General features: G+C 43.4%; 17 protein-coding genes and 2 pseudogenes. 11 read left to right on the top strand and 8 right to left on the bottom strand.

The annotated features are described in order from the left end of the window. Window positions 1-807 carry a hypothetical protein gene (locus ACYX4M_RS10080; protein WP_476079994.1) on the top strand — a complete coding sequence of 269 codons (807 nt, stop codon included), beginning with the start codon at window positions 1-3 and terminating at the stop codon, window positions 805-807. A gap of 191 nt (window positions 808-998) precedes the next feature. Here the strand turns inward: ACYX4M_RS10080 and mdh are convergent, their stop codons facing one another. Continuing rightward, on the bottom strand, window positions 999-1,937 hold the full coding sequence (gene mdh / locus ACYX4M_RS10075) for a malate dehydrogenase (RefSeq protein WP_476079993.1): 939 nt from the start codon (window positions 1,935-1,937) through the stop codon (window positions 999-1,001). 237 nt (window positions 1,938-2,174) lie between these two features. Between mdh and argR the strand changes: the two genes are divergently transcribed. Continuing rightward, window positions 2,175-2,639, top strand: coding sequence for a transcriptional regulator ArgR (gene argR / locus ACYX4M_RS10070; RefSeq protein ID WP_025253953.1), 465 nt, complete (start codon window positions 2,175-2,177; stop codon window positions 2,637-2,639). 84 nt (window positions 2,640-2,723) lie between these two features. Here the strand turns inward: argR and ACYX4M_RS10065 are convergent, their stop codons facing one another. Both ACYX4M_RS10065 and ACYX4M_RS10060 read right to left on the bottom strand, forming a co-directional pair. Next, window positions 2,724-3,407: a type 1 glutamine amidotransferase domain-containing protein gene (locus ACYX4M_RS10065; protein WP_476079992.1), complete on the bottom strand. Its 684-nt coding sequence runs from the start codon at window positions 3,405-3,407 to the stop codon at window positions 2,724-2,726. 188 nt (window positions 3,408-3,595) lie between these two features. Then, window positions 3,596-6,805 carry a TonB-dependent receptor gene (locus ACYX4M_RS10060; RefSeq protein ID WP_476079991.1) on the bottom strand — a complete coding sequence of 1,070 codons (3,210 nt, stop codon included), beginning with the start codon at window positions 6,803-6,805 and terminating at the stop codon, window positions 3,596-3,598. 385 nt (window positions 6,806-7,190) lie between these two features. Here ACYX4M_RS10060 and ACYX4M_RS10055 point away from each other — a divergent pair, with 385 nt between their 5' ends. From ACYX4M_RS10055 to ACYX4M_RS10035, 5 genes and pseudogenes are all read left to right on the top strand, one after another. Continuing rightward, on the top strand, window positions 7,191-8,084 hold the full coding sequence (locus tag ACYX4M_RS10055; protein ID WP_476079990.1) for a PhnD/SsuA/transferrin family substrate-binding protein: 894 nt from the start codon (window positions 7,191-7,193) through the stop codon (window positions 8,082-8,084). Beyond that, window positions 8,084-9,037: a hypothetical protein gene (locus ACYX4M_RS10050; RefSeq protein ID WP_476079989.1), complete on the top strand. Its 954-nt coding sequence runs from the start codon at window positions 8,084-8,086 to the stop codon at window positions 9,035-9,037. Before ACYX4M_RS10055 ends, ACYX4M_RS10050 begins: the two co-directional genes overlap by 1 nt. Before the next feature lie 188 nt (window positions 9,038-9,225). Continuing rightward, window positions 9,226-9,850: pseudogene (gene udk / locus ACYX4M_RS10045) on the top strand (uridine kinase). A gap of 12 nt (window positions 9,851-9,862) precedes the next feature. Beyond that, window positions 9,863-11,074 carry a NupC/NupG family nucleoside CNT transporter gene (locus ACYX4M_RS10040; RefSeq protein WP_476079988.1) on the top strand — a complete coding sequence of 404 codons (1,212 nt, stop codon included), beginning with the start codon at window positions 9,863-9,865 and terminating at the stop codon, window positions 11,072-11,074. A 169-nt stretch (window positions 11,075-11,243) separates the two neighbouring features. Beyond that, window positions 11,244-12,083: an isopenicillin N synthase family dioxygenase gene (locus ACYX4M_RS10035; protein ID WP_476079987.1), complete on the top strand. Its 840-nt coding sequence runs from the start codon at window positions 11,244-11,246 to the stop codon at window positions 12,081-12,083. 56 nt (window positions 12,084-12,139) lie between these two features. Here the strand turns inward: ACYX4M_RS10035 and ACYX4M_RS10030 are convergent, their stop codons facing one another. Further along, complete coding sequence (locus tag ACYX4M_RS10030) at window positions 12,140-13,297, bottom strand: tetratricopeptide repeat protein (protein ID WP_476079986.1); 1,158 nt, start codon at window positions 13,295-13,297, stop codon at window positions 12,140-12,142. A 319-nt stretch (window positions 13,298-13,616) separates the two neighbouring features. On the opposite strand from ACYX4M_RS10030, the gene ACYX4M_RS10025 reads away from it, so the two are divergent. The 3 genes from ACYX4M_RS10025 (at window position 13,617) to ACYX4M_RS10015 (ending at window position 15,974) form a co-directional block, all read left to right on the top strand. Further along, window positions 13,617-14,123 carry a fasciclin domain-containing protein gene (locus ACYX4M_RS10025; RefSeq protein WP_476079985.1) on the top strand — a complete coding sequence of 169 codons (507 nt, stop codon included), beginning with the start codon at window positions 13,617-13,619 and terminating at the stop codon, window positions 14,121-14,123. A 238-nt stretch (window positions 14,124-14,361) separates the two neighbouring features. Then, window positions 14,362-14,781 (top strand): MAPEG family protein, encoded by a 420-nt coding sequence (locus ACYX4M_RS10020; protein WP_476079984.1) that lies wholly within the window; start codon window positions 14,362-14,364, stop codon window positions 14,779-14,781. Window positions 14,782-14,987: 206 nt separating this feature from the next. Further along, a complete protein-coding gene (locus ACYX4M_RS10015; protein WP_476079983.1) occupies window positions 14,988-15,974 on the top strand; it encodes a GGDEF domain-containing response regulator in 987 nt (328 codons plus the stop codon). 28 nt (window positions 15,975-16,002) lie between these two features. On the opposite strand, the gene ACYX4M_RS10010 is transcribed toward ACYX4M_RS10015, so the two are convergent. The 4 genes and pseudogenes from ACYX4M_RS10010 to ACYX4M_RS09995 form a co-directional block, all read right to left on the bottom strand. Then, window positions 16,003-16,689 (bottom strand): 3'-5' exonuclease, encoded by a 687-nt coding sequence (locus ACYX4M_RS10010; protein ID WP_476079982.1) that lies wholly within the window; start codon window positions 16,687-16,689, stop codon window positions 16,003-16,005. A gap of 5 nt (window positions 16,690-16,694) precedes the next feature. Further along, window positions 16,695-18,525 (bottom strand): annotated as a pseudogene (locus tag ACYX4M_RS10005) (putative nucleotidyltransferase substrate binding domain-containing protein). 98 nt (window positions 18,526-18,623) lie between these two features. Further along, window positions 18,624-20,330, bottom strand: coding sequence for a sodium:solute symporter family protein (locus ACYX4M_RS10000; protein WP_476079981.1), 1,707 nt, complete (start codon window positions 20,328-20,330; stop codon window positions 18,624-18,626). A gap of 3 nt (window positions 20,331-20,333) precedes the next feature. After that, window positions 20,334-20,600, bottom strand: coding sequence for a DUF4212 domain-containing protein (locus ACYX4M_RS09995; protein WP_039216401.1), 267 nt, complete (start codon window positions 20,598-20,600; stop codon window positions 20,334-20,336). 257 nt (window positions 20,601-20,857) lie between these two features. Between ACYX4M_RS09995 and ACYX4M_RS09990 the strand changes: the two genes are divergently transcribed. Beyond that, window positions 20,858-24,301: a PAS domain-containing hybrid sensor histidine kinase/response regulator gene (locus ACYX4M_RS09990; RefSeq protein ID WP_476079980.1), complete on the top strand. Its 3,444-nt coding sequence runs from the start codon at window positions 20,858-20,860 to the stop codon at window positions 24,299-24,301. Window positions 24,302-24,337 lie beyond the last annotated feature (36 nt).

The following is a 24,337-nucleotide window of genomic DNA, read 5'->3' as shown; positions in this document are numbered from 1 at the left end:
ATGCGTATATCCCTACTATTATTCTTTGTTGCGCTGTTCTCGCTCAATAGCCACTGCATCGCTAGTACATTGGAACTACCTACTGGATTATGGGAAGGCATTAGTGAAGATAATATGACTTTCCGACTACTTCAAATAAATGAAAGTGGTGAACACAACTTTTATGAAATAGCCATTGTAGGGGGCTTAAAAAGAGTTCGCCGCACTCCATTCACTAATGACGACATTAGTTGTACAGAGAATAGATGCACTATTAAAACAGTCATCGAAGGCGACGTGACGCGCGCAATCACTGTATCGCCTTATCTGGATACAGGTTTTAACGTGTTAGAGTCGAGCAATAGAGGTAAAGAGCATTATATTTCTGAGACGTATCAACTTATAAGACAAGACGCAAAATCAACTCCACGTAAGTTTGTTGAAAACCGTAAACAGATAATACTTGATGCAGAACAGCGTGATACTGTCCCACCTTTTGGCACATGGATTGGTGTGATGCACTATTTAGAAAGGCCAGAGCTAGCATTACTAGAATTAAACGAAAACCAACCTGGTTCACTTCGCGTTTATAGAAAAGGGGAAAAGACGTTTAGTGAACTGCAATCACTATTTTCTGCCGACGATATAAGTATAGATGGGCGAATGATCGAGATTGATGGGTCACATACAACATTCGCATCGAAGATAATTCTGTTTGTTCAAACGGACAACATGATTTCTGGATACACTTACGCAGTTCACAAGGGCTACCCAGTCGCACTGAGTACAATAACGCTGCACCGAATAGAGCCCTCCGAGCCGCAGTGACAGACTTGAAGAGTCAACTTATAAAAGGCTGCTACATGACTTAATGAATCGAAGAGAGGATTATGTACGGAGTCTATCGTGTGACAAGGACATCGTGGCGAAGCCTACAAAGACGCAACAAAAAAGGCTGGATACGCAAGGACGTATCCAGCCTTTCCTAGCGGATGCTAATGCATCCGCTTTAAGCACTATTAGCCGTTTACGAAGTCAACGCCTAGCTTGATGTCGCCACGTAGGCCTTCAAGCATGTCGTTTTTCGCTTTTTCTTCAAATGCGCTTAGCTCGCCGTATGGCAAGATTTCTTCAACACCGTTTGCGCCAAGGCGAACTGGGTGTGCGAAGAATGCTGCGTCGTCGCTGTCGTCAGTTTGTACATAAGTGTACTCAACAACGTTCTCACCTTGCATTGCTGCAACTAGAGATAGACAGAAGCGTGCTGCTGCTTGACCCATTGAAAGAGTTGCAGAGCCGCCGCCCGCTTTCGCTTCAACAACTTCAGTACCTGCATTCTGGATACGAGTCGTTAGGCTAGATACTTCTTCGTCTGTGAACTCAACGCCTTCAACTTGTGAAAGAAGAGGAAGGATAGTTGTACCAGAGTGACCACCGATTACTGGTACGTGTACTGAAGATACGTCTACACCTTTAAGTTCAGCAACAAAAGTTTCAGCACGAATAACGTCAAGCGTAGTTACACCGAAAAGCTTGTTCTTGTCGTAAACGCCTTTTGCTTTTAGCGTTTCAGCTGCAATAGCTACAGTAGTGTTCACTGGGTTAGTGATGATACCAACACACGCGTTCGGGCAGTTATCAGCTACACCTTCGATTAGGTTTTTAACAATGCCGGCGTTGATGTTGAACAGATCAGAACGATCCATACCTGGCTTACGAGGCATACCTGCTGGAATAAGAACTACGTCTGCTCCAGTCAGTGCTTCAGCTAGGTCATCTTTACCGTGACCGGTTACTTTTACCGCAGTGGGGATGTGGCTCAAATCAACGGCAACACCAGGAACAACTGGCGCAACGTCGTAAAGCGCTAAATCTGAACCTGCTGGCAATTGTGTTTTCAACAACAAAGACAGCGCCTGACCAATACCACCGGCAGCACCTAACACGGCTACTTTCATACCATTTCTCCTATGGGATTACTTCACGTATTTAAACGGAACGTCACACTAATGCAACGCGGGGGAAAACTCAATCACCGGATCGTCTTATTAACGTTATTTATGGCGATTTTTGTTCGATATTCATTATCATGAATGATTATGCAAAGAAATTGCGCAAAGTCCACCTGTGCGGCACAATATACGCATACTAAATATAATTCCTAACGATAACCCTCAGAAAAGAAAAGAGCGCTAATGGCAAACGCAAAACAAGAGCAACTCATCAAGGCTTTTAAAGAGATTCTTAAAGCGGAAAGTTATGGTTCACAAGGCGAGATTGTAGATGCTTTAAAAGCGCAAGGCTTTGACAATATCAGCCAATCCAAAATCTCTAGAATGCTGAGTAAGTTTGGTGCGGTACGTACCCGAAATGCCAGAGGAGACATGGTCTACTGTTTGCCTCCTGAACTAGGTATGCCTACCGCCAAAAGCCCACTCAAACAGTTGGTATTAGATATTGTTCACAACAATGTCATGGTTATTATTAGAACCAGCCCTGGAGCAGCACAGCTTATTGCTCGTCTACTAGATTCATTGAGCAAAAAAGATGGCGTATTAGGGACGATTGCGGGCGATGATACTATTTTTATTGCCCCTGCTGACGTGACACGAATTGAAGAATTAAGACAACGCGTTGAAGATTTATTTGAAAACGTTTAGCTATGCCTCCAAAAATCTGACAGCAAAAAAACAAGAAACCGCATACAAGATGCGGTTTCCTAATAGCTTATGAACTAAGACTTTTTAAGATAAAAGCTTAATTAGCGCATCTGCCGCGGGGCGCGATGACGGTGGATTCTGACCCGTTACCAATAAGCCATCAGTACACACTTTTACGGCGAAATCGTCAGCACTTTCATACTTACCGCCTTTTTTGACTAGCTCATCTTCTACCAGATAAGGCACTACGTCAGTAAGCTCCATTGCAGCTTCTTCACTATTGGAGAAGCCTGTCACAGCTTTTCCGTCCACCAAGTACTTACCATCTGTAGTTTTCACATCTTTAAGCACGATTGGCGCATGACACACGGCACCAACAGGTTTGTTTGCCGCAATTGTGTCTTCAATAAGTTTGATTGAGTGGGTGTTATCTGACAGATCCCACAAAGGGCCGTGACCGCCAGGATAAAACACTGCGTCAAATTCATCAGCACGCACGTCTTCAAGCGGAATAGTCGAAGCGATTGCACTACGCGCTAACTCATCTTTTGTATATCGCATTGCATCGTCTGTCATCGCGTCTTCTGCAAGACTGTTAGGGTCAATCGGAACCTGCCCACCCATCGGCGAGGCCAATGTAATTGTGTAACCTTGGTCTTTAAATGCGTAATAAGGTGCGGCAAACTCTTCTAACCACATGCCTGTTTTCTTACCCGTATCACCCATAATTTCATGAGACGTCATTACCATTAGCATACGTTTTGTCATAAGCCCTCCTTGCGAGCATTTAAAAGATTTTCTCGTCAGTTAATTCGTGTAGTGGAGGGACTTAGATCATAAGCAAAGGCTATGCGCGGTAAGTAACAGATGTGTGAGATAAATTGCAGGCATAAAAAAGTGCCACTTCCTGTTAAGGAGAGTGGCACCTAACACTACAACTTTTTTAAACTAAGTAATTAGAAGTCGTATTTAATACCGAACTGAACTTGCCATACTGATTGGTCAAGAACTTCTAGGTTTTTAATACGTGAATCACTGTTCAAGTCAAAATATTCATATTGACCATCTACGATATTTGCAGAAACTACAGCACGCTCATATTCATAGCGAGTACGCTCGATGCGGCCCCAATCGTCATTCAGTAGGTTACCGAAGTTTTCTATATCAAAGAAGACAGTAAGTTTGTGCTCTGGATAGAATGCTGGTAGTTCCTGTTGAACACGCACATCAATGATTGTTGACCAGCGAGAGTTGTCGCCATTACGTTCAGCAATTCCACCTTTATACTGAGCTAGCTCTGAACTATTGATATAGTCAATGAATTCTTGCTGAGCTGCTACGTCACCACCAAATGAAGTGGCTGCGAACAATGGATCATTGATACCATCTGGAACGTAAAGCAGGTGTCCTGCATCATCGTTACGGCTTTCACGCGCACAACGGCCACCACCAACATCTAGCACACATGCGTTATTTTCATCAAATGTGTAGCTGTAAGGCTGACCAGAGCGACGCTCTGCAAAGATTGATACAGTCGTTTCATAACCATCAATCAACTCTTTCTTCCAATTGAAGCGCATTTTCCATAGGTGCTCAGTCTGGAAGTTAGACGTGCCAGCACGTGGCTGCTGACGATCGTAAGCCGCGAAGTCTGAATAGTTAGACGTTGCAGTTGATGATGTGCCATAACCAATATCTTCTACATCAGCATAAGTATAACTTGTGAAGAAGTCGAATGAGCCATAAGAGGTATCCCACGCTTTTGAAGCAGACAAGGCGTATAGTATTGAATCACCTTCATCAACCGAGCCAGTTACGATAGCTTCTGGACCTTCACTACAGTCATAAACACCACGACCATCTGGTGCTGTACTAACTGGGTTCTCACAGCGTTGGTCGTACCAGTAAGTCGCATTTTCAAGCTTGTTATAAAGCACATCAGCAGAGAACAACCAACCTTCTAGTTCTTCCATTTCCGGCTCATGAGCAACACCAAGGCTTACTTTCCACGTTGTAGGAATATCAAAATCATTCGCCAGTGCATTTACATCACCATCTGGGGCATTGTTAGCAAGCTGGTCAAGAATATTCTGAGGAATGTACTGGCCCGTAGCAGCATCTGGTGTAGTAGGAACTTGGTATGTCTGACCAGAACCAAAGTCTTGATAGTTGTCAGAAATTACGCCGTCATTTGAGTAGCTGTTTGATACCCAAACGCTTGGTGCACCACCAGAGAAGCGCCCAATACCACCGCGTACAGTTGTATAATCAGAGGCATACCACTGGAACGACACACGAGGAAGAATTACATCTAGACCATCAACATCGTTAGTGTTTGAATAGCCGTAGCGGTCTACGAAGTTTTGGTTTTCGCGGATAGAGCCTTCAGATTCATACCAGTCATAACGAATACCAGCGTCAATCGTTAACTCAGCTGTCGCTTCCCATGAATCTTGGAAATAAAGTGAGTTGTAGTTGTAACCCCAAATCGCACGAAGGTCGTTCTCATCGTTTGTAATAGCATTATTGTAAAGCAGCGCAGATGCTTCAGCATTTGCAAGGTCTTCTAGGCTGTTAAATAGATACGAACCTTCAGAGTTTTGTGCAAATAGGTTATTTACGTCAACTTCTTCACGCTCATAACCAAACTTCAAGATGTGGTCGCCGGTTGTGTAAATACCAACTAGTTTAACTTGGAAGAAGTCCTGATCAAGAGAGTTACCGTGACGGAAGCGGTCTGGACCAATCGTCAAGTAATTTTCATCGCCATCTACTTCACGTAAGAAAACGGCAAAGTTAGGGAACTCAGAACCATTTAGAGACTCTTGGCCTGTAGCTTGCGTTGTTTTTGCTACTTTGAACTGTGTAGAGAAGTCTGAAGTCCAGTCAGAGAAGACGTGTGCAATAAAACTCTCAACTTTTTCAGAACGGTCATACCAAGCTGAAGACGCACCAAGTATTTCGTCGTTAGCTAGAAAGTTATTACCATTTTGCTCATTGATTGAGTTACCGTCGGTAAGCATGTAAGTAAACTTAGCGCGGTGGTCATCGTTGATATTCCAATCGATATTTGCAAGAACTTTCTCATCTTGTACGTCGTCTTTCTGGAAACCACCTATGTCAAAGCCCCAAACGTCAGAAACGATTTGAGAAACCTGAGCAACATCATCTAGCGTGATAGTTGAAACTTCATTAACGGCGCCTGATCCAGCAGGTCCACGATTAAGTGGTGCTACAGATTCAAATTTATCGTACGCAACAAAGAAAAAGAGCTTATCTTTTATCAACGGGCCACCTAAAGTGGCAACAAACGTTTCTTCTTCGAAATCGAAATTGAACTCTTCATCACCATTGTTATCGCCAATGAATGAATCGTCAGTGTAGTAGTAACCGACTGAGCCGTGGAATTCGTTCGTACCTGATTTAGTTACAGCGTTGATTGTACCACCAGTAAACCCGTTATACTCAACGTCAAAAGGCGCAGTTTGGATAGACAAAGATTCAATTGCATCATAAGAAATTGGAGAGCGCTGAGTAGGGTAACCGTTAGCGTTAAGACCGAAACGGTCGTTTAATGCTACGCCATCAACAGTCAAAGAGTTGAACTTATTATTTGCGCCTGCAATGCTAAGCTCTTTTGAACCACCGCTTTGAACGTTTACTGATGCAAACGGGTCAAGTTGTGCTGCATCTGTGATATCACGGTCAATTGATACTACTTGCTGAAGCGCTTCAAGACCAAGGCTTGTGCTTAGTGCTTCATTGGTATACCCAGTGCCCGCAGAGCTACCGGTTACCGTAATAACTTCAGTGCTGCGAGACGACTCAAGTTGAATTGGAAGATCCAACGCCTGGTCTAGAGAAAGATAAACGTTTTCTACTTTCGCAGGAACGAAACCGTCACCTGAAATTGTAATCGTATAAGGACCACCTACGCGAAGACCGCGCGAAGAAAAAGTGCCGTTTTCGTTCGTGATTGCTACTGAAGAAGTACCTGTAGGTTCGTGTTTTATTGTGACTGTCGCGCCAGAAAGGTCTGAGCCAGCTTCAGTGACAACATTGCCTCGGATAGACGACGTTGTTGTTTGTGCCGAGGCTGTACCCGCCAGACCTGCAGCAACAGCAACAGCGATCGCTACGCGACTTAGCTTTGCTTTGAAGTTCATGTGTGTGTTTCCCTTTTTGTTTAAAATTCTTTTTTCTTTCGGCCAAAAACTGTACATATATCGTGCAATTTGTCTGGTTCTTAACCGGAACCCGATGAATTGTCGTCAAGGTTCATGTCATTTTTATTACACTTTTACATTTTTATTTTACAGCAATCGTACGAGAATACTGAGTTTGCAAATTTTTTCTTGACCACATGGTCTAGTTAATTTACTTGTTATTATTATTGGCGACCCGCTTCGAATTGCTGAACCTATTCTTGACAGACGGGCAACTAATAAACAGCGTTTAATAAAAATCAGGTTCACCTATAATAAACCAATTATTATCAATAATTTAACGCATTTAAATAAACTTACCTATTGCAATAAATAACCTTAACTGATGAAATCACTTTATAAATCGTTAATTCATTCGGTCGTTTTTTTGACTAATTTCAGAATTGTTGCTTCAGGAAAATGGATAATTTTTATTTTGGCCGCTGTTACTTGTGGTTCGATAAACTATTTTCTAAATTCTGCATCGTATGGCGATATCGCGCCACAGACTGGTCATTACATAACCTGCAAGACTGGTCTTGAGGGTAACAATGATGTTTTTTCTGTATATGTTACCGATGGCAGAATCGCAGAAATGGCTAGCGAGCGTTTGTGTGAAGATAAAATCATTAAGCGTCAATATGGCGAGGTCAAGGTAACTATCGGTCAAAGCGACTACGACACGTTTCGTTATATCAATCACGGCGTTGTTGATTTAGCGTTGGTCAAGAGCAACGTAGTTGATGCTTTCGGGGCAGATCAGATTTACGGCTTAACTAAAATCGCGTCTCACCCTAACTATTCGGCTTTTTTCATAGCTTTACGAGAAAGACCTGAACTTTCAAAAGAGTATCTTTTAGGAAAGCGCATTGGCTTATTGGACTATCCTAGCAGTCGCTCAGGCCATATCGTTCCAAAAACCGTGATGCAAGAGCTGGGCTTAAGCGCCAATAATGTTGATATTGTATATTTTAGTTCTCATCAAGAACTAAGACGCGCGCTGCTTGCCGGTGATGTGGACATAATATCTTCTTACTGGGCTGAAGAAGATAAAGAAAAGTTTTCACGAAACTACGCCACGCCGCTTTTAGATAGCGTTAGCGGAATGCAATGGTTTTTGAAAATGCAAACGCAGAATACCGACTTGTTTTGTGCAATGCAGTCAGTCGTTCACGATATAGCGATGTCTCACCCCAGACCCTATTACAAAACTATTACATTGGAAGAGGGGTGTAACTAATGGGTAATAAAAAAGTTTATTTCAAGTCCAAGCCCCTGATTGCCATTAACGTTTTAGCTTTAATAGTGGCACTACAATGCGTGGCGATAACCGCACAATATTTCTCATTCCAATCTTCTGTTCATCTAGCGCTTGATAATGTTCAGCGTAGAATTAGTTTAGATAGTGCCTTTTTAGATGTGGGTAATAAAACACTTAACACGCCGGTCAATCAATTCGCGATTTACCGATATCTGAGTAGATTGAACAGCAGCCTCAAAGAAGAAGGTTATCCAGTTTTGGTAAAGGGTATTCAAGGTATAGAAACGAATTCTGATGACTTCAGCCTATACCCCAGTAAAATGTCGTCCCGTTTCATTAATGCTGAACAAGAGATTTTCGTCGAACTTCGTCATAAACCTCCTTCAAGCGCCTTAACGTTCAGTTGGATTGCTTTAATTGCGTCACTCTTTACATCCCCGCTATTCTTTATTTCGAGTAGAACAAGAAAGGCTCGCAAAGCGCTTGAAGAAGTCATCCCCCCTACGCCTAAGCTTGTTATTAACTTAAAAGACAAAACCATTTCTAACGGTATAGACGATAAAGTGGTTACGCTACAGAACAAGCCCTTATGCTTTTATACCGCATTGGTTAAGTATTGTATCGAGCACCCAGGTAATCCCTTGCCTCCCCACAAAGATGTACCTACTGAATTGCTAGCTTTAGCCAACAAAAGCTTCGGGCGCCTAATAGAACTTGGGCACACTAAACGCAAACGTCCAGACTTCAACGCAAACTTAGACAAGACGTTAAGTGAGATAAGAGCTGCTCTTGATGAGGTGTTCACATCGTATAATGAAGAAAAAGAGAATTATTACCCACCTCGTGCTCAGGGTGAAGGATCACGTTCGAAGCAACACTCTTATGCATTGCCACCGATAAAAGAAGAGGATATTGAAATTATTGGTAACTAATTAAAAACTGACCACTTGGAGAACTTTTTTGTATTTTATGCGAGTTTAAAAAACAGCCCGCAATACCTTGAAAATACAATAAAGTTCTAGCAAAGACCGCGCCTAAAAGTGATAACTTGTGAATATAACATTGATTCGCGAGGCCTAAACGCGTATCTTTGCACCAACAAAACCAGCTTTATAGTACTATGCAATCGCCACTTATTATTGCCATTTCTGGAAGCTTCTGGCTCTGGGAAGTCTCTTTTTACAAAAAATTTGTTTAACGGCTTCAGTGCTCAAGGCCGCCCTGTTCAAGTGCTGCGCGAAGATCACTATTACCGCGCCCAAGATCATCTTCCCATGGAACAACGTGAGAAGAATAACTACGATCATCCAAACGCATTTGAACATGAGCTATTGAAAGCGCACTTGCAAGCATTGCGTGATGGTCAGCCTATCGACTATCCGCATTACTGCTATAAAACGCACACACGTTTACCTGAAACGGAGCGCTTAAACCCCGCACCGGTGATCATACTTGAAGGTATTATGTTGCTTGCACGTACAGATTTATTACCTCTGTACGACGTAAAAATCTTTATCGATACTCCTCTTGATATTTGTTTGATGCGCCGAATGATGCGAGACCTTAAAGAACGAGGTCGTAGCATAGAATCAGTGGCCAAGCAGTACGAAGAAACTGTAAAGCCTATGTATCATCAATTTATCGAACCTAGCCGCTTCACTGCCGACGTAGTAGTGACGCAAGGTGGCAAAAACCAAATCGCATTAGATGTGATCAAATCACACATTCAGCAAGCGCTTCTTTAAGGGAACATTACTATGGTAGGTTTACTGGGCATTGCAGTCCTTCTGGGTATTGCTTTCGCGTTATCATCGGCGAAACGCAGTATAAATTGGCGCACCGTTGGCGGCGCATTTGCTATTCAAGCATCAGTTGGCGCATTTGTCCTGTACTCTGAACCAGGTAAAGAAGTTCTATTAAGCGCAACCAAATTTGTCGCCAACATTATTGCTTATAGCCAAGAAGGCATTAACTTCTTGTTCGGCCCTATTGGTGACAAATCAATTGCTTTTATTTTTGCCTTTAACGTGCTTCCCGTTATTGTCTTTTTCTCTGCACTTATCGCGGTTCTCTATCACCTCAAAGTGATGGGTGTCATCATCAAAGTAATCGGTGGATTCTTACAAAAAGCGCTGGGGACTAGTCGCCCTGAATCCATGTCCTCTGCAGCCAACATTTTTGTCGGTCAAACCGAAGCGCCTTTGGTAGTTCGCCCTTTCATCCCACACATGACGAGCTCTGAACTGTTTGCCATTATGGTAGGCGGGCTAGCGTCAATTGCGGGCTCTGTGATGGCAGGTTATGCAGGAATGGGCGTTGACCTTAAATACTTATTGGCCGCAAGCTTTATGGCTGCGCCAGGTGGTTTGCTAATGGCAAAAATTATCTTGCCTGAAACCAGTAAACCCAATGAAGACTTACACGACGTAGACGCGGAAGATACCGGCTACGCTAATGTATTTGATGCTGCTGCCAGTGGCGCAGCGTCAGGCATGCAGCTTGCGTTAAACGTAGGTGCCATGCTGCTCGCTTTCATAGCGTTAATTGCCATGTTCAACGGTCTTATTGGCTGGACAGCAGCGCTATTTGGCTATGAAAACGTTACGTTTGAAGGGATCCTGGGTTATGTACTTCAACCTCTCGCATGGGCAATCGGCGTACCATGGGAGGAAGCACAACTTGCAGGTAGCTTCATTGGTCAGAAAATGGTGGTCAACGAATTCGTTGCTTACCTTAACTTCTTAGAAAACCAATCGCAGCTATCTGAAGCATCTCAGGCCATTATCACCTTTGCACTTTGTGGTTTTGCAAACTTCTCTTCTATCGCTATTTTGATGGGTGGAATTGGTGCTATGGCACCAACACGCAGAAAAGAAATTGCGAGACTGGGGTTAAAAGCTGTTATTGCTGCAACGTTATCTAACTTAATGAGTGCCGCGCTAGCGGGCTTTTACCTCTCTCTTGGTTAAATTTCATTAATTTGGACCAGTTGGTCAAGATTTTACTAGACTAACTGGTCAGGTTTCTGTAAATTACGCGCAAATTCTTCGCGGTATTGATTTATGTCAATTTCTGCGACTTTTTTCTGTAGCCCGTCTACCTTTATAATGCCGCAGTCAAAATATACGGGATAAAGTTATGCAATTAGTTGCTGTTGATTACCAAGCGGAAAACGCACAAGAAGAATTCGTGAAGTCACTTCGCGAGACAGGGTTCGGTGTTTTGAAAAATCACCCTATCCAACAGTCATTAGTTCAAGGTATTTACGACAATTGGCAGGGCTTCTTCGACAGTGAAGAGAAGAACGATTACCTGTACAACAAAGGTAAACAAGACGGATTTTTCCCTCAGAGTGTTTCTGAGGTAGCTAAAGGCTTTACGAAAAAAGATATTAAAGAGTATTACCACTTCTATCCGTGGGGTCAGTGTCCAAAAGCGCTACACCCGCAGATTTCTCAGTACTATGAGGAAGCTAATACACTAGCGAAAGAGCTATTGGGTTGGATAGAAAAGCACTCTCCTTCAGAGGTGAGCGATAAGTACAGTCAGCCGCTAGGTGACATGATCAAAGATTCTGATCAAACCTTGCTACGTATACTGCACTACCCACCACTAAAAGGTGATGAAGAAGTTGATGCAATTCGCGCTGCTGCTCACGAAGATATTAATTTGATTACTATCTTGCCTGCAGCCAACGAGCCTGGATTGCAAGTACAAGCTAAAGACGGCAGTTGGATTGACGTTCCTTGTGATTTCGGGAACTTAATAGTGAATATTGGCGATATGCTTCAAGAAGCATCCGGCGGATATTTTCCATCAACTACGCATAGGGTTGTAAACCCAGATGGCACTGACATGACGAAGTCTCGTATTTCATTGCCACTATTCTTACACCCTAGACCAGATGTTGTTCTTTCAGAACGTCATACCGCAGGGTCATACCTGCAAGAGCGCCTTCGTGAGCTGGGCGTTATATAAATTAAGTTCCTTTTGTAGTGTTATTCTTTTTGCCGCAGCTAGTCTGCGGCTTTTTTTTAGTTGCTTGCTAAGGTCGCTAATTTAGAAGAATAGCGCTGTTTATCTTGTTCGTTTGGTGAATGCTTCACGGCCCTTTCTAAAAAGCGTTGTGCTTCGCTAACATCTCCCAACTCGTGATACGCTTTGGCCAAGCCGAACAAAATTTCGTGACGCGCGTTATCAAGCTTTAGCCCTTTTCTATAGTGCGCTATTGCAGCGTTAAGCTTACCAGCATCAAAAGCTTGCTCTCCCAAAATGTAATGATAGAAAGGGTTATTCTTACGCTTTGCTTCGACCATTCGCGTGATCTGCATTGCTTCCTCATCTCTGCCTTGATGGGTATAAAGAATAGATAAATTTTCCCACGCTGTTAGGTTTTCTTTATTGACGGAGAGAGCGTGTTTATAAGTCATCTCCGCCTGATCATAAGCTTCCACCATTCTGTAAAGAACGCCTAGGTTCACCCAGCTTTGCTGCAATTCAGGGGACAATGTGGCGGCGGCGCGAAAATAGCTATAAGCCCGTGTATACCTATTAGCAACAAGCGCGTCAGCCCCTTTGTTGTTGTAGTACATAGATACAATTTTGTTTTTTGACACAGGCTTTCTAGGAAAGTAATTGCGCAACATTTGGGGGTCAAAGTCTACGTCTGCCCATGAACGTCCAATCGATGTTACGTGGTTGGCTTCAGGTATTGAGATTCGCATATTGATATGACCATTTAGCAAGCTATACCCCTCCCTTCTAGTCCAGTACTCAGGAATATCCACTTCGTAGAAAGTCGCGGTTAAGCCTACATGCTCAGCCAGTGCATAAGTCATAATTGATAGGGATAAACAGTTTGCTGCACGATTATTAAATGTACTGTCTGCCGTCGTGTTCGCACTATTGCGATACAGCACGCCGTAGTCCGAATGATCAAAAATAGCTTTGACTAGCCCTTTTACGTTTTTCCCCGTAATGCTTTTTTCATAAACCGCATTCTCAGCAAAGATACGAGCGTCTTCTCCCAGAAAAAAAATATCATCGATAGACTCGACGGGAAATAAATGATGAGAAGAAAACAAGCTATCGTTTAATAGTGTCGGCGCTGCCGCTACACTATTCTCTTGCGTGGACTGACAAGCGCTAAGTAAGCCTACAAAAAGTAATAAAGAAACTGCTCGAGCATTCATACCAGGAACCTTCAATAGTCACTCGATAGTTTATAATTATAGCACCCATACTAATTTTTACATTTTATTTACATTCTACCAGGCTGCACTTTATGGCAAGAAATAAGTAAGACCTAGGCTAACTTGTTGATGCATCCCTCACCTTCTTTCGGTACTAGCCGCTCCTTTATCCGCATTACACAAAGTTAATCATCAAATTGTTAGGTATTGCCGTAACAAAACTCAATTCAGTAGCTTTCAGTGGCTGTCTTTAAGTAGTAGGCGATACGAAGGATGGTGAATTTCATTTAAAGCCCATTTACACATTGAAGGAAAGATTATGAAGAAGTTAATGAGTGCGTTGTTTTTAATTGTACTGAGCACAAGCGTTTTCGCGGGTCATCATGCAGAAGGTAAGCAAAAAGATATTGTCGACACTGCTGCTAGTAATGATATGTTTTCAACACTTGTGGCCGCCGTTAAGTCTGCTGATTTAGTCAGTACATTGAAAGGGGATGGCCCATTTACCGTTTTTGCGCCGACCGATGATGCATTTGCAGCATTACCTGATGGAACAATTGAAATGCTGCTTAAACCTGAAAACAAGCAAACGCTAACAAAAATTCTTACCTATCATGTGGTAGCAGGTAAAGTAACAGCAAAAGATGTAGCAGCGCTCTCTGATGCCACTACGGTAGAGGGTAGTAAGGTAATGGTATCTACTACAATGAATAAGGTCATGATAAATGACGCTCAAGTTATCAAAGCTGATGTTATGACCAGCAATGGCGTTATTCATGTTATTGATACCGTATTACTTCCAGACGACGTAAAAGCGTCGCTATAAATCGATCTACAACAGTTATAAAAAGATGAGCATAGACCGACGTCAGTGGGTCTATGTTTTTTTATAAACATTTATCGATCTCTTCAAATAATTACCGCGTAAACAAAGTCAATTCGACAAAGGCTGCGAAACTGCCTTGTTGCCATTGAAGAACGTTAAGTGGATAGAGTCAATCAACTCGGTATTACTGCACTTATAAACATATAAGGTTTCTCACTAAACCAGAGAAGGAGTTCAAATGTTCGCGGTTTACACATACAGTATTGCAGGACTATTAGTTATTAGTTTAACCGTGTTTGTTCAAAACATCGTAGCCGCGGTGGCGCATAGAAAGCAGTCGCGTTACATTCCCGGTAAAGTCAGCGAAGAATTGAGCCACGATAGTTTTGTATTTCGAAGCCACCGAACATTTCACAACTCGCTTGAAAATATTCACCAATTTACACTTCCCGCTTTGCTATGTATGTTTCTTGGCGCGCCAACAGACATACTTGCCATTTTAGTTTGGGCTTTCGCGCTAAGTCGTATCATTCATATGGCACTGTACTATGCTATTGCCACAGAAAAGAACCCTAGCCCAAGAAGCTATTTTTATATGCTGGGCACCCTGTGTACCCTCGGGGTTTTTGGGTTGGCGTTTTTTAGTTTGTTTCTCTGATGACAAACGGCTTCACCTCCCCATTTGTATTACGAATTATGTTTTTATTTTGAAAAAACGCCTGACGTATTAAAAACTCTTTCGAAGATGCGGATAAGCAGAGAACTAAATTCTACGCCCAAATATTACACTTTTGATTAATGTTCTTTTCTGCATACAGGCGTATTCTTAACAACTGAACGCACATATTTGTGTTAGGAGCCCCAGTGTACATCGATCAAGTCGGCGGTCGAACCTTAGCTGATTGCAGCGTTTTAATTGTCGACGACCAAGGTAGCAGCAGACTCGTTTTAAAAACTCTACTTGAAGAAATTGTAGAGTGTTATTCTGTGAGCTCGGGGAAAGAAGCGATCGAGTACTGCAAGCACAACAAGCCTGACTTGATCCTTATGGATGTCTCCATGCCAGAATTAGATGGGCATCAAACCACTAGGCTGCTTCGACAAAAACAATCGTGTGAGAATATACCTGTCATTTTCGTTACTTCTTCATCAACAGAAGAGGAAGAATCACGCTGCTGGGATTCAGGGTGTGTAGACTTTGTTGTTAAACCCGTCAACGCCTGTACGCTGCGTAACCGTGTGAAGTCTCATCTTCAAAACAAGCTCAGAAGTGATTTCTTAGAAAAACTAATCTATATCGACAAACTCACCGGCGCATACAATAGACACTATCTGGACGATTATCTTCCCCGACTTGTTAAAGACAGCGAACGCAATGCTACTCCACTGTCTTTGGTTATATTTGATGTCGACCATTTTAAGCTTTTTAACGATATGTATGGGCATTTGGAAGGCGATAGCTGTTTATGGAAGGTAAGTAAAACAATTACCGACGCACTCCTTCGGCCTATGGATAAATTGGTGAGGATCGGTGGTGAAGAGTTCTTAGTGATGTTGCCTAACACTGATTTGGAGGGCGCTAAAATAGTTGCTGAGCGCCTCTTAGAAACTGTCTATAACCTTAACGTTCCGCACACATCATCTGAATATGAGCGCGTAACATTAAGTGCTGGCTTAGCGATAAAAACCGCTAACGATGACAAAACGATTGACTATGTAATGCTGGAAGCGGATAAAAACTTGTACGCCGCTAAAACCTCCGGGCGGAACTGTTTAGTCGCCCCCACACTGTCGGTGATTAATAAAACCAAAAACCACGCATTCTCATCGGACGCTCAAGAACAGTGTTGAGAGCTTTATAGCCGAAGTACTATAGTTTCTATTCATTACCTAATTCAGTGCAACCTATAGCTCCCGTGTGAACAAGGCAGTCTAGCGTAGCCTCTTTTGTTATTCCTAATTCTGCCAATTGGGCGAAGTAAAGCTCAAGTGTAGCTAAAGCATCGTCTAGCGCATTATGTTCGTTGAAAGCAGGAAGGTCTAAGCGTTGACGGCATACACTCAACGTCGCACTGTTACTTGGCAAAACCTGATGCTGCTTGTTTAGCTGATACAGCGCAAGCTGAAGAGTATCAATATAAATCACCTCCAACTTTGGTAAAGCGCATTGTTTATAAGCTCTGTCTAAAGCCATTAAGTCCAGTCTAGCGTTATGAAAAATGAGTATGTTTTGTTTGAATAGCGGTGCGACAACATCAAGTGCATCTGCTAAATTTTCACCTTTTTGCAAGATATCGCGGGTTAACCCGTGAATCACAGGACTTTGCCCTAAGTCTGCAGTTGTATTGATGACATGATAGCCGCTCGTCGACAAATCAATACGCCCGCCCATACCACTCACATAGCCAACAGAGGTAATTTGCGTGATTGAAGGATTTAGCGAAGTGAGCTCTAAATCCACTGCCGTAAACGATGTACTATAAACATTGAATTCACGAAGGCGCTGCTTCAGCTTAGTTTTCCCCGTAAACGTCTGTACGCACGCCTTTATCCATCTTTTAATCATAGCGATTAACTCACGCCACCTGAGAACTTCATCACCATAGCTTGATTAGTTCTTTCTATCGCTTTAAAAGCCGCTTTTAGCTGATGCTTTTCAATTGATGACAGGCTTGATATGGACACGCGATTGTCGGTAACTTTATTTTCAAGTTGATGACGCCAGCGTAGACGATTGAGGAACAACCAAATATCTTTAAGGTTAGCAGCGTCGCGTTTTGAAAGTTGAGAACTGGCTGATAATGCGTCTAAGCGCGCAAGCGTGTTAGGTAAGGTGACGCCATCTGCGAGGGCGTAAATTCTTGCAATATTGTTTATTAAAGCAACAGCGCGGGTCTTTAGATCAATAACGTCCTTTTCTTTTCTTCCCTTCTCAAAAACAAACTTTTGGAACATGGAAAGAGGCACCGATATTTCGTTACTATTCCTCGTAAGAGCGGCTAAAAACATGTTTTGTTGCATTAAAGGAGCCCGCTGTTTTTGAAGCTGCTTAAATAAGCTTACATCGCCCGCAGCACACCGCACATCCAGAAAAATATTAAAGTGCATAATTGCATCTTTAGTGGGCGCTTTTACCCATTGCTTAGCTTCTTCTAGTGCCTCGTCGAGGGAGAGCCTAAGCTTTGAGTTACTGGCCATAATATTACCATCGCAAAGCTTAATGCCGCACTTCGCCAACCCGTTGCATACGTACTCTGCCATATTTGAAAAGTACTCGGATTGAGCTTCGCTAGGTCGTTTTGCCAGAAGTAACCCATTGTCTTGGTCTGAGCCCATCGTTTGATCTTCTCTGGCTTGAGAACCATACACCAGCCACGCAAACATCATGGGCGCTTTTCCATTTGCCTGCTGGAAGAAACCAATTAGCTTTCTGGTCATGATATCGGTTGCTTGTGACAATATTTTCCCTGCAATATCGTAATCACCCGCTTTTTTCGCATGAGCCGAAAAGTAGTGAGGCAGTTGCCACGACAGGCGAGTAAGCTCATAAAGATTATCAGCTTTGCTTAGCTCACCAATGATGAAAAGTACGTTACCTCGCTGATGACGAATGATATCGCTGGCGGTGACCATACCAAGAGGGACTAGCGTTTGATGCTCAATAACAGGCAAGTGGTGAATGTTTTTTTCCGTCATTAGCGCTAAAGCGTCAAATAAGGTCCTGTTACCCATAATCTGAGCCGGGTTAGCTGTCATTATTTGACTCACGGGAAGATGAGGGTCTAAACAGGCTGCCACCACTCTCGATCTTAAATCGCGGTCAGTAATAATACCAATTAGCTTCTCTTTTTCAGTTACCAATAAAGAGGAGACTTTTTGCGATGTCATTAATTGAGCAGCTGCCGTAATAGGGGTTTGAGCGTCCACGGAGACGGGGGCTTTTTCAATAACTTCTAAAAGTCCCTTGTAAAGCCACATTGAATTACTATCTGCGATAGCATGATTTTGAAGAACGTTATTGCTAAGTCCTTCAAAAAAATATCGTATTACAGGTATCTCTAATAAAGGTTCGACAGCTAACGCCTCAAAACAATAGACTAGCCCTGGGCTGTCTACCGTTATGCTTAATGGAAAATTTCGCTCATCCATAATATTTGCGTAACCGAAATAGTCACCTTCACTTAAATGCTGGATGGGAGCGTCAGAGTCTTTCACTGAAAACTGGCCGCTTTGAATGAGAAAAAGTGCGACCTTACCCGTCAGAACCTGATCCACATTATCAGCAGTCAAATAGATTAGCTCTGTGTGTTTTACAAGCTGTAAGCTTCTGCTCTTTGTCCAGCACATCAAAAGGCGCAGACGTATTAAGAAAGTCTTCAACTTGTTTAGCCATTGCAGTCATAGAGGTTTTCCGTTTCACAAAAAGAAAAAACCAACCTACTCACTTTCGCCAGTAGATTGGTTTTATTTAGCTAAAGCCTACCTTAAGGCAATACTAACTTAGTGCGCTGATGCTTCACCCGCTCCTTTAGGGTAACGAATGCTCTCAACCAATTCTTGGATTTCTTCTGGCGCTTCATCTGTTGCTTTAAACACTAGGAAAGCCACAATGAAGTTCACCATCATGCCTAAAGTGCCAATACCTTCAGGAGAGATACCAAACCACCAGTTGTCAGGCGTATTAGCAGCCGGATTTACAAACTTGAAGTAAATAATGTAAGCCGCAGTGAAGGCGATACCTGAAATCATGCCAGCAATAGCCCCTTTATCATTCATGCGCTTGCTGAAAATACCCATAATAATTGCCGGGAAGAAACTCGACGCCGCCAATCCGAAGGCAAATGCCACCACCTGCGCAACAAAGCCTGGCGGATTGATACCGAAGTAACCTGCTATGACAATGGCCACCGCTGCTGCCAATCTAGCGTACATAAGCTCGGCTTTATCGGTAATGTTTGGCATAAAGTTTCGTTTCAGTAAGTCATGGGAGACAGAAGTTGAAATAACCAACAGCAAGCCTGCGGACGTTGACAGTGCTGCTGCCACACCACCTGCCGCAACTAGTGCAATCACCCACGCTGGTAAGTTCGCAATTTCAGGGTTAGCTAATACCATGATGTCGCGGTCAACTTTCATTTCGTTGCGCTCATCACCCGAATAGAACATTTTGCCATCGCCATTTTTATCTTCAAACGCGATAAGGCCAGTCTGTTCCCAATTCTTAATCCACGACGGCGCTTCTGCATAACTAGTGCCCGTCAACTCTGGACCGTTAATGGTTTCAATCATATTCACACGAGCGAATGCTGCTAGCGACGGTGCTGTAGTGTACAAAATTGCGATAAACGCTAGGGCATAACCTGCAGATTTACGCGCATCGTGAACTTTAGGCACTGTAAAGAAGCGAACAATAACGTGTGGAAGACCCGCAGTACCCACCATTAGTGCAAAGGTGATAAAGAATACATCAATAGTACTTTTTGTCCCCGAGGTGTATTCATTGAACCCGAGCTCGACGGATAAATTGTCGAGTTTCTGTAGCATGTGCATCCCTGAACCGTCCGCTAATGTAGCGCCAAAACCGGTTTGTGGAAGAATATGGCCTGTAACCATCATTGAGATAAACACAGCAGGAACAATATACGCGAAGATCATGACGCAATACTGAGCAACCTGTGTGTAGGTAATGCCTTTCATGCCGCCAAGTACGGTGTAGAAGAACACGATCACCATGCCAATAACAACGCCAGACACAATATCCACTTCTAAGAAGCGGCTGAATACCACGCCCACGCCACGCATCTGACCTGCGACGTATGTAAAGCATACGAAAATGGCACAAAATACCGCAACGGTACGTGCTGTTTGTGAATAGTAACGATCACCAATAAAGTCAGGTACCGTAAACTTACCGAACTTACGTAGGTAAGGTGCTAAACAAAGTGCCAATAGAACATAGCCGCCGGTCCAACCCATAAGGTATACCGCACCATCATATCCCATAAATGAGATAAGACCCGCCATCGAAATAAATGATGCTGCCGACATCCAGTCTGCTGCCGTAGCCATACCGTTCATAACAGGAGGCACGCCACCACCCGCTACATAGAAGTCATTAGTCGAACCAGCGCGAGCCCAAATTGCAATTGCAATATACAGCGCGAACGACGCGCCAACGATAATAAATGTTAAAGCTTGAACGTCCATGATTTACTCCTCATCTACGCCGTAGCGTTTGTCCATGGCGTTCATCTTCGCCATATAGACAAAGATCAATGCAACAAATACATAAATTGAGCCCTGCTGTGCAAACCAGAAGCCTAATTTAAAGCCAAAAAACTGAATTTCATTTAAGATATCGACAAACAGTATGCCGGCACCAAATGATACGATGAACCAAACGACTAAAAGCTTAGCTAGGAGCGCTAGGTTTTCACTCCAGTAGGCTTTTTTGTCCTCTTCGTTTCTAAATGCCATTGTTTCACCCTCATGTCAGGTTAACTAGTTGTTATGATTTTACAATTCCCTAACGCTCGGCTTTGTTAACGTTATTGCTGCGTTTGAAACTTTTGCATAAAGCAGAAACAAAGCAGCAAAAGTCAAGCATTTAGGAGGTCAGCTACTACTCTAGACCTGAGGTGAGAATTTCAAAATGAGACCATGGTCGTAGGTAGACCATGGTCGAAATGATTATAATATCGGCACAGTTGTTAAAAGTAGGTTAAGGGAAGATTATGGTTTTTGGTTGGGTAACGCTTGCAGTCTTGTACCTCTTTTTGCTGTTTTCATTGGCAAGTTGGGGAGAGAAGAACTCGCCTACAGCAAGAGCACTAACTTCTCATCCCGCCATTTATTCACTAGCGCTGGCAATCTATTGTACCGCTTGGACTTTCTTTGGCATGGTGGGGCAAGCGAGCAGAGATACATGGATTTACCTGCCAATTATGCTTGGGCCCATCTTAGTCTACGTACTGGGATACAAGTTTATTTTTAAACTGACATTGGTGAGTAAAAAGCAGCATATTACAACCATTTCAGACTTCATTGCGTCACGCTACGGCAAGCGCCAAACCGTCGCCTTAGTCGTTACTCTGATTGCTCTACTCGCAACCATTCCCTACATCGCTCTTCAGCTAAAAGCGGTAGGCGCTACTTTTCAACTGCTAACGCAGCAGCCCAATAGCAATGGCATTATCATTGCCGCCACGGGGTTTATTGCTGCCTTTGCCATTTATTTTGGTACACGCCAAACTGATGTAACAGAATATCGACGTGGCCTGATGTTGGCCATAGCGTTTGAGTCGACCATCAAGCTACTTGCTTTGGTACTGGTTGCTATTGTGGGTTACAGCGCATGGAAACGAACTCAATCTGGTGCATTTTTCGAAAGTTTTACTAACGAGATTGCGCTTGCTCAATTCGGTTCATTTAGCTTCATTGCACAAACCATCATGGCGGCAGCAGCCATTGTTTGCTTACCTCGTCAGTTTCACGTCGCCATTATCGATAACTTAAGCCTTGGGCACATACGCACGGCGCGTTGGCTTTTCCCGCTCTACCTAGCCATTATTTCCGCGGTTATTCCTGTTATTGCTATCGCAGGCAAAGCCATTTTTGCTGGCCAAGGCATTGAACCTGACTCATATGTCTTGTCTCTGGCAATGTTTTCGGAATCTGCGCTTCTTCAGGTGATTGTATTTGTAGGTGGGCTGTCTGCAGCTACTGCTATGATCATAGTCGCCACGCTTACCTTAAGCACCATGCTTACTAATGATGTGATATTGCCACGTATTCTAGCGTTTACCGGCAATACCGATGACAAAAAAGACATATCTAGAAAGATTCGACTTATTCGACGGGTTGTCATTGCCTTTATTTTATTGATGGCTTTTTTATACCACCAGCAAATGACCAGCAGTCGCTCTCTTCACTCTATTGGCCTTATTGCTTTTTCTCTGGTAATCCAGCTGATGCCTGCCATCGTCGGTGGCCTTTATTGGAAACGCGCTCATGCTCACGGCGTTTATGCAGGGCTTATGGTAGGGCTTATAATTTGGGTACTTTGGTTGGTGCTTCCTATTGTAAGTGAGCAAGTTTCACAGATGGAGCAAAACGAACTAATAAGCCAAGGGGCAATGATTAGCTTGGCTGCAAATAGCTTGGTGTACATACTCTTTTCTCATTTTGCTCCCCAGCGCCTCATCGACAGAATGCAGGCAGAAGCGTTCGTTTCCCCCGCTATTTCCAGTAACAACACAGTGAAAGCCCAGGCGACGAACGTTACCGTTTCTGACCTTGTCACGTTGCTTTCAACTTTTATGGGTACAGGTCGCTGCGATCAGCTTCTTACCCAATATCAACAATTAAACAATTGCCAATTAAGCCACACTGACACGCCTAATGAATCGTTTCTATCATTCTGTGAACGCGCCCTTGGCGGGGTTATTGGTGCCTCTAGTGCAAAAGTACTTCTAGACAGCGCGCTACGTGGCAAAAAAATGGATTTTACTGAGGTAATTAACTTTTTCGACGATACCACTCAGGCGATGCAGTTTAATATGACAGCGCTATTAACCTCGCTTGAAAACATGGACCAGGGCATTAGCGTGGTAGACAAGCATCTGAATTTAGTTGCTTGGAATAAACGTTACGCAAATCTTTACCCTTACCCTGACAACTTACTTGCGGTTGGCACTCCCATTGAAAAACTCATACGTTACAACGCTTCTCAAGGCGAGTTTGGTACTCACGATGTAGATGCTGAAGTAGAAAAGCGCTTGGCACATCTTCGCTCCGGCATGCCACATCGATTCACACGACAGCGTAAAGATGGTCGGGTCATTGAAATGGTAGGAAATCCACTTCCCGGAGGCGGTTTTGTAACAAGCTTCAACGACATCACAGGGCATGTGGAGATTCAGCAAGCACTTGAAGAGTCCAACATTGATCTTGAAGCCCGTATCAAGAAGCGTACGGAAGAAGTGCACTCCATTAACGCAGAGCTTCGCCTTGAAATAGAACGCCGTTCCGAAGCGGAAAAAGAATTAATAAGAGCTAGAAAAGCTGCTGAAGATGCCAACGCCAGTAAAACCCGTTTCTTAGCCTTGGCAAGTCATGATGTACTGCAGCCGCTTAACGCAGCTAAACTCTACGTGAGTGCTTTGGAAGAGCAGGAACTGTCTGAGCAGGCCTTAGCTATCATTCAGAAGCTTGGCCATAGCGTTACCTCAAGTGAAACACTGATAGGCACACTGTTGGATATTGCTCGACTCGACCAGGGGGAAATGAAGCCTGATATCGAGTCTATTGATGTGAACGCCCTTCTCTCTCCGCTGGTAGATGAAATGGCCATGCGCGCCCGCGAGAAAGGGCTTGGCTTTAAAGCCATCATCCGCCCTTGTTGGGTACGAGGGGATAGAACCTATTTATATCGAATAACCCAAAACTTGTTATCAAATGCAGTGAAATACACCGAAAAAGGTCGCGTTCTATTTACTGTAAAACCTATTATGGGAACCGTTTACTTCAAGGTTCTCGATACGGGCATTGGTATTTCAGATGATAAAAAAGACAGCATATTTGGCGATTTCTTTCGCGCCAATGAGAGCAAAGAGCATGGGCTGGGCCTTGGTTTAGGTGTAGTGCGCCGCTTAGGTCTTCAGCTTAACAGCGATATTAAGGTTAACTCGAAGGTAGGAAAAGGAAGCTGCTTTGCATTTTCTCTAGAAAAAGCCGAGCCTAAACAAGCGCCTGATATTATAGTAAAACCTCGCAGTACCACATTCACTGGAATGAATGTACTTTGTGTGGACGATCAAAGAGAAAACTTAGATGCTATGCAAACTCTATTACAAAAATGGGGGATTAATGTCTTCTTGGCGAATAACTGGGATGATGCATTGAAGGTCTGTGAAGTTATACAGCCCCAAATTTTACTGATGGATTTTCAACTCAGTCACGATAGCGAAAAAAATGGGCTGGCACTGATTGAGGAAATAAGGCAGCGGCTAAACATCGTTGTACCGGCGGCGCTTATAACTGCAACTCCGGATGAGAATTTAGTAACTCAGTGTAAAGAACAAGGCGTTAACTTCTTGGCCAAGCCCTTAAAACCGGCGAAACTGCGCGCCCTCCTTCAAAGTATGACGCGCTATATAAGAGAAGCCAAAAATGTTTAGTTCATTGGAGTTTGTATGGCTTCTTGAGCGTTTTTT

This window comes from Alteromonas sp. ABV4_150 (genome assembly GCF_056311745.1).
Note: the sequence above shows the minus strand (reverse complement) of the source record. Positions and strands in the feature narration are given on the sequence as shown.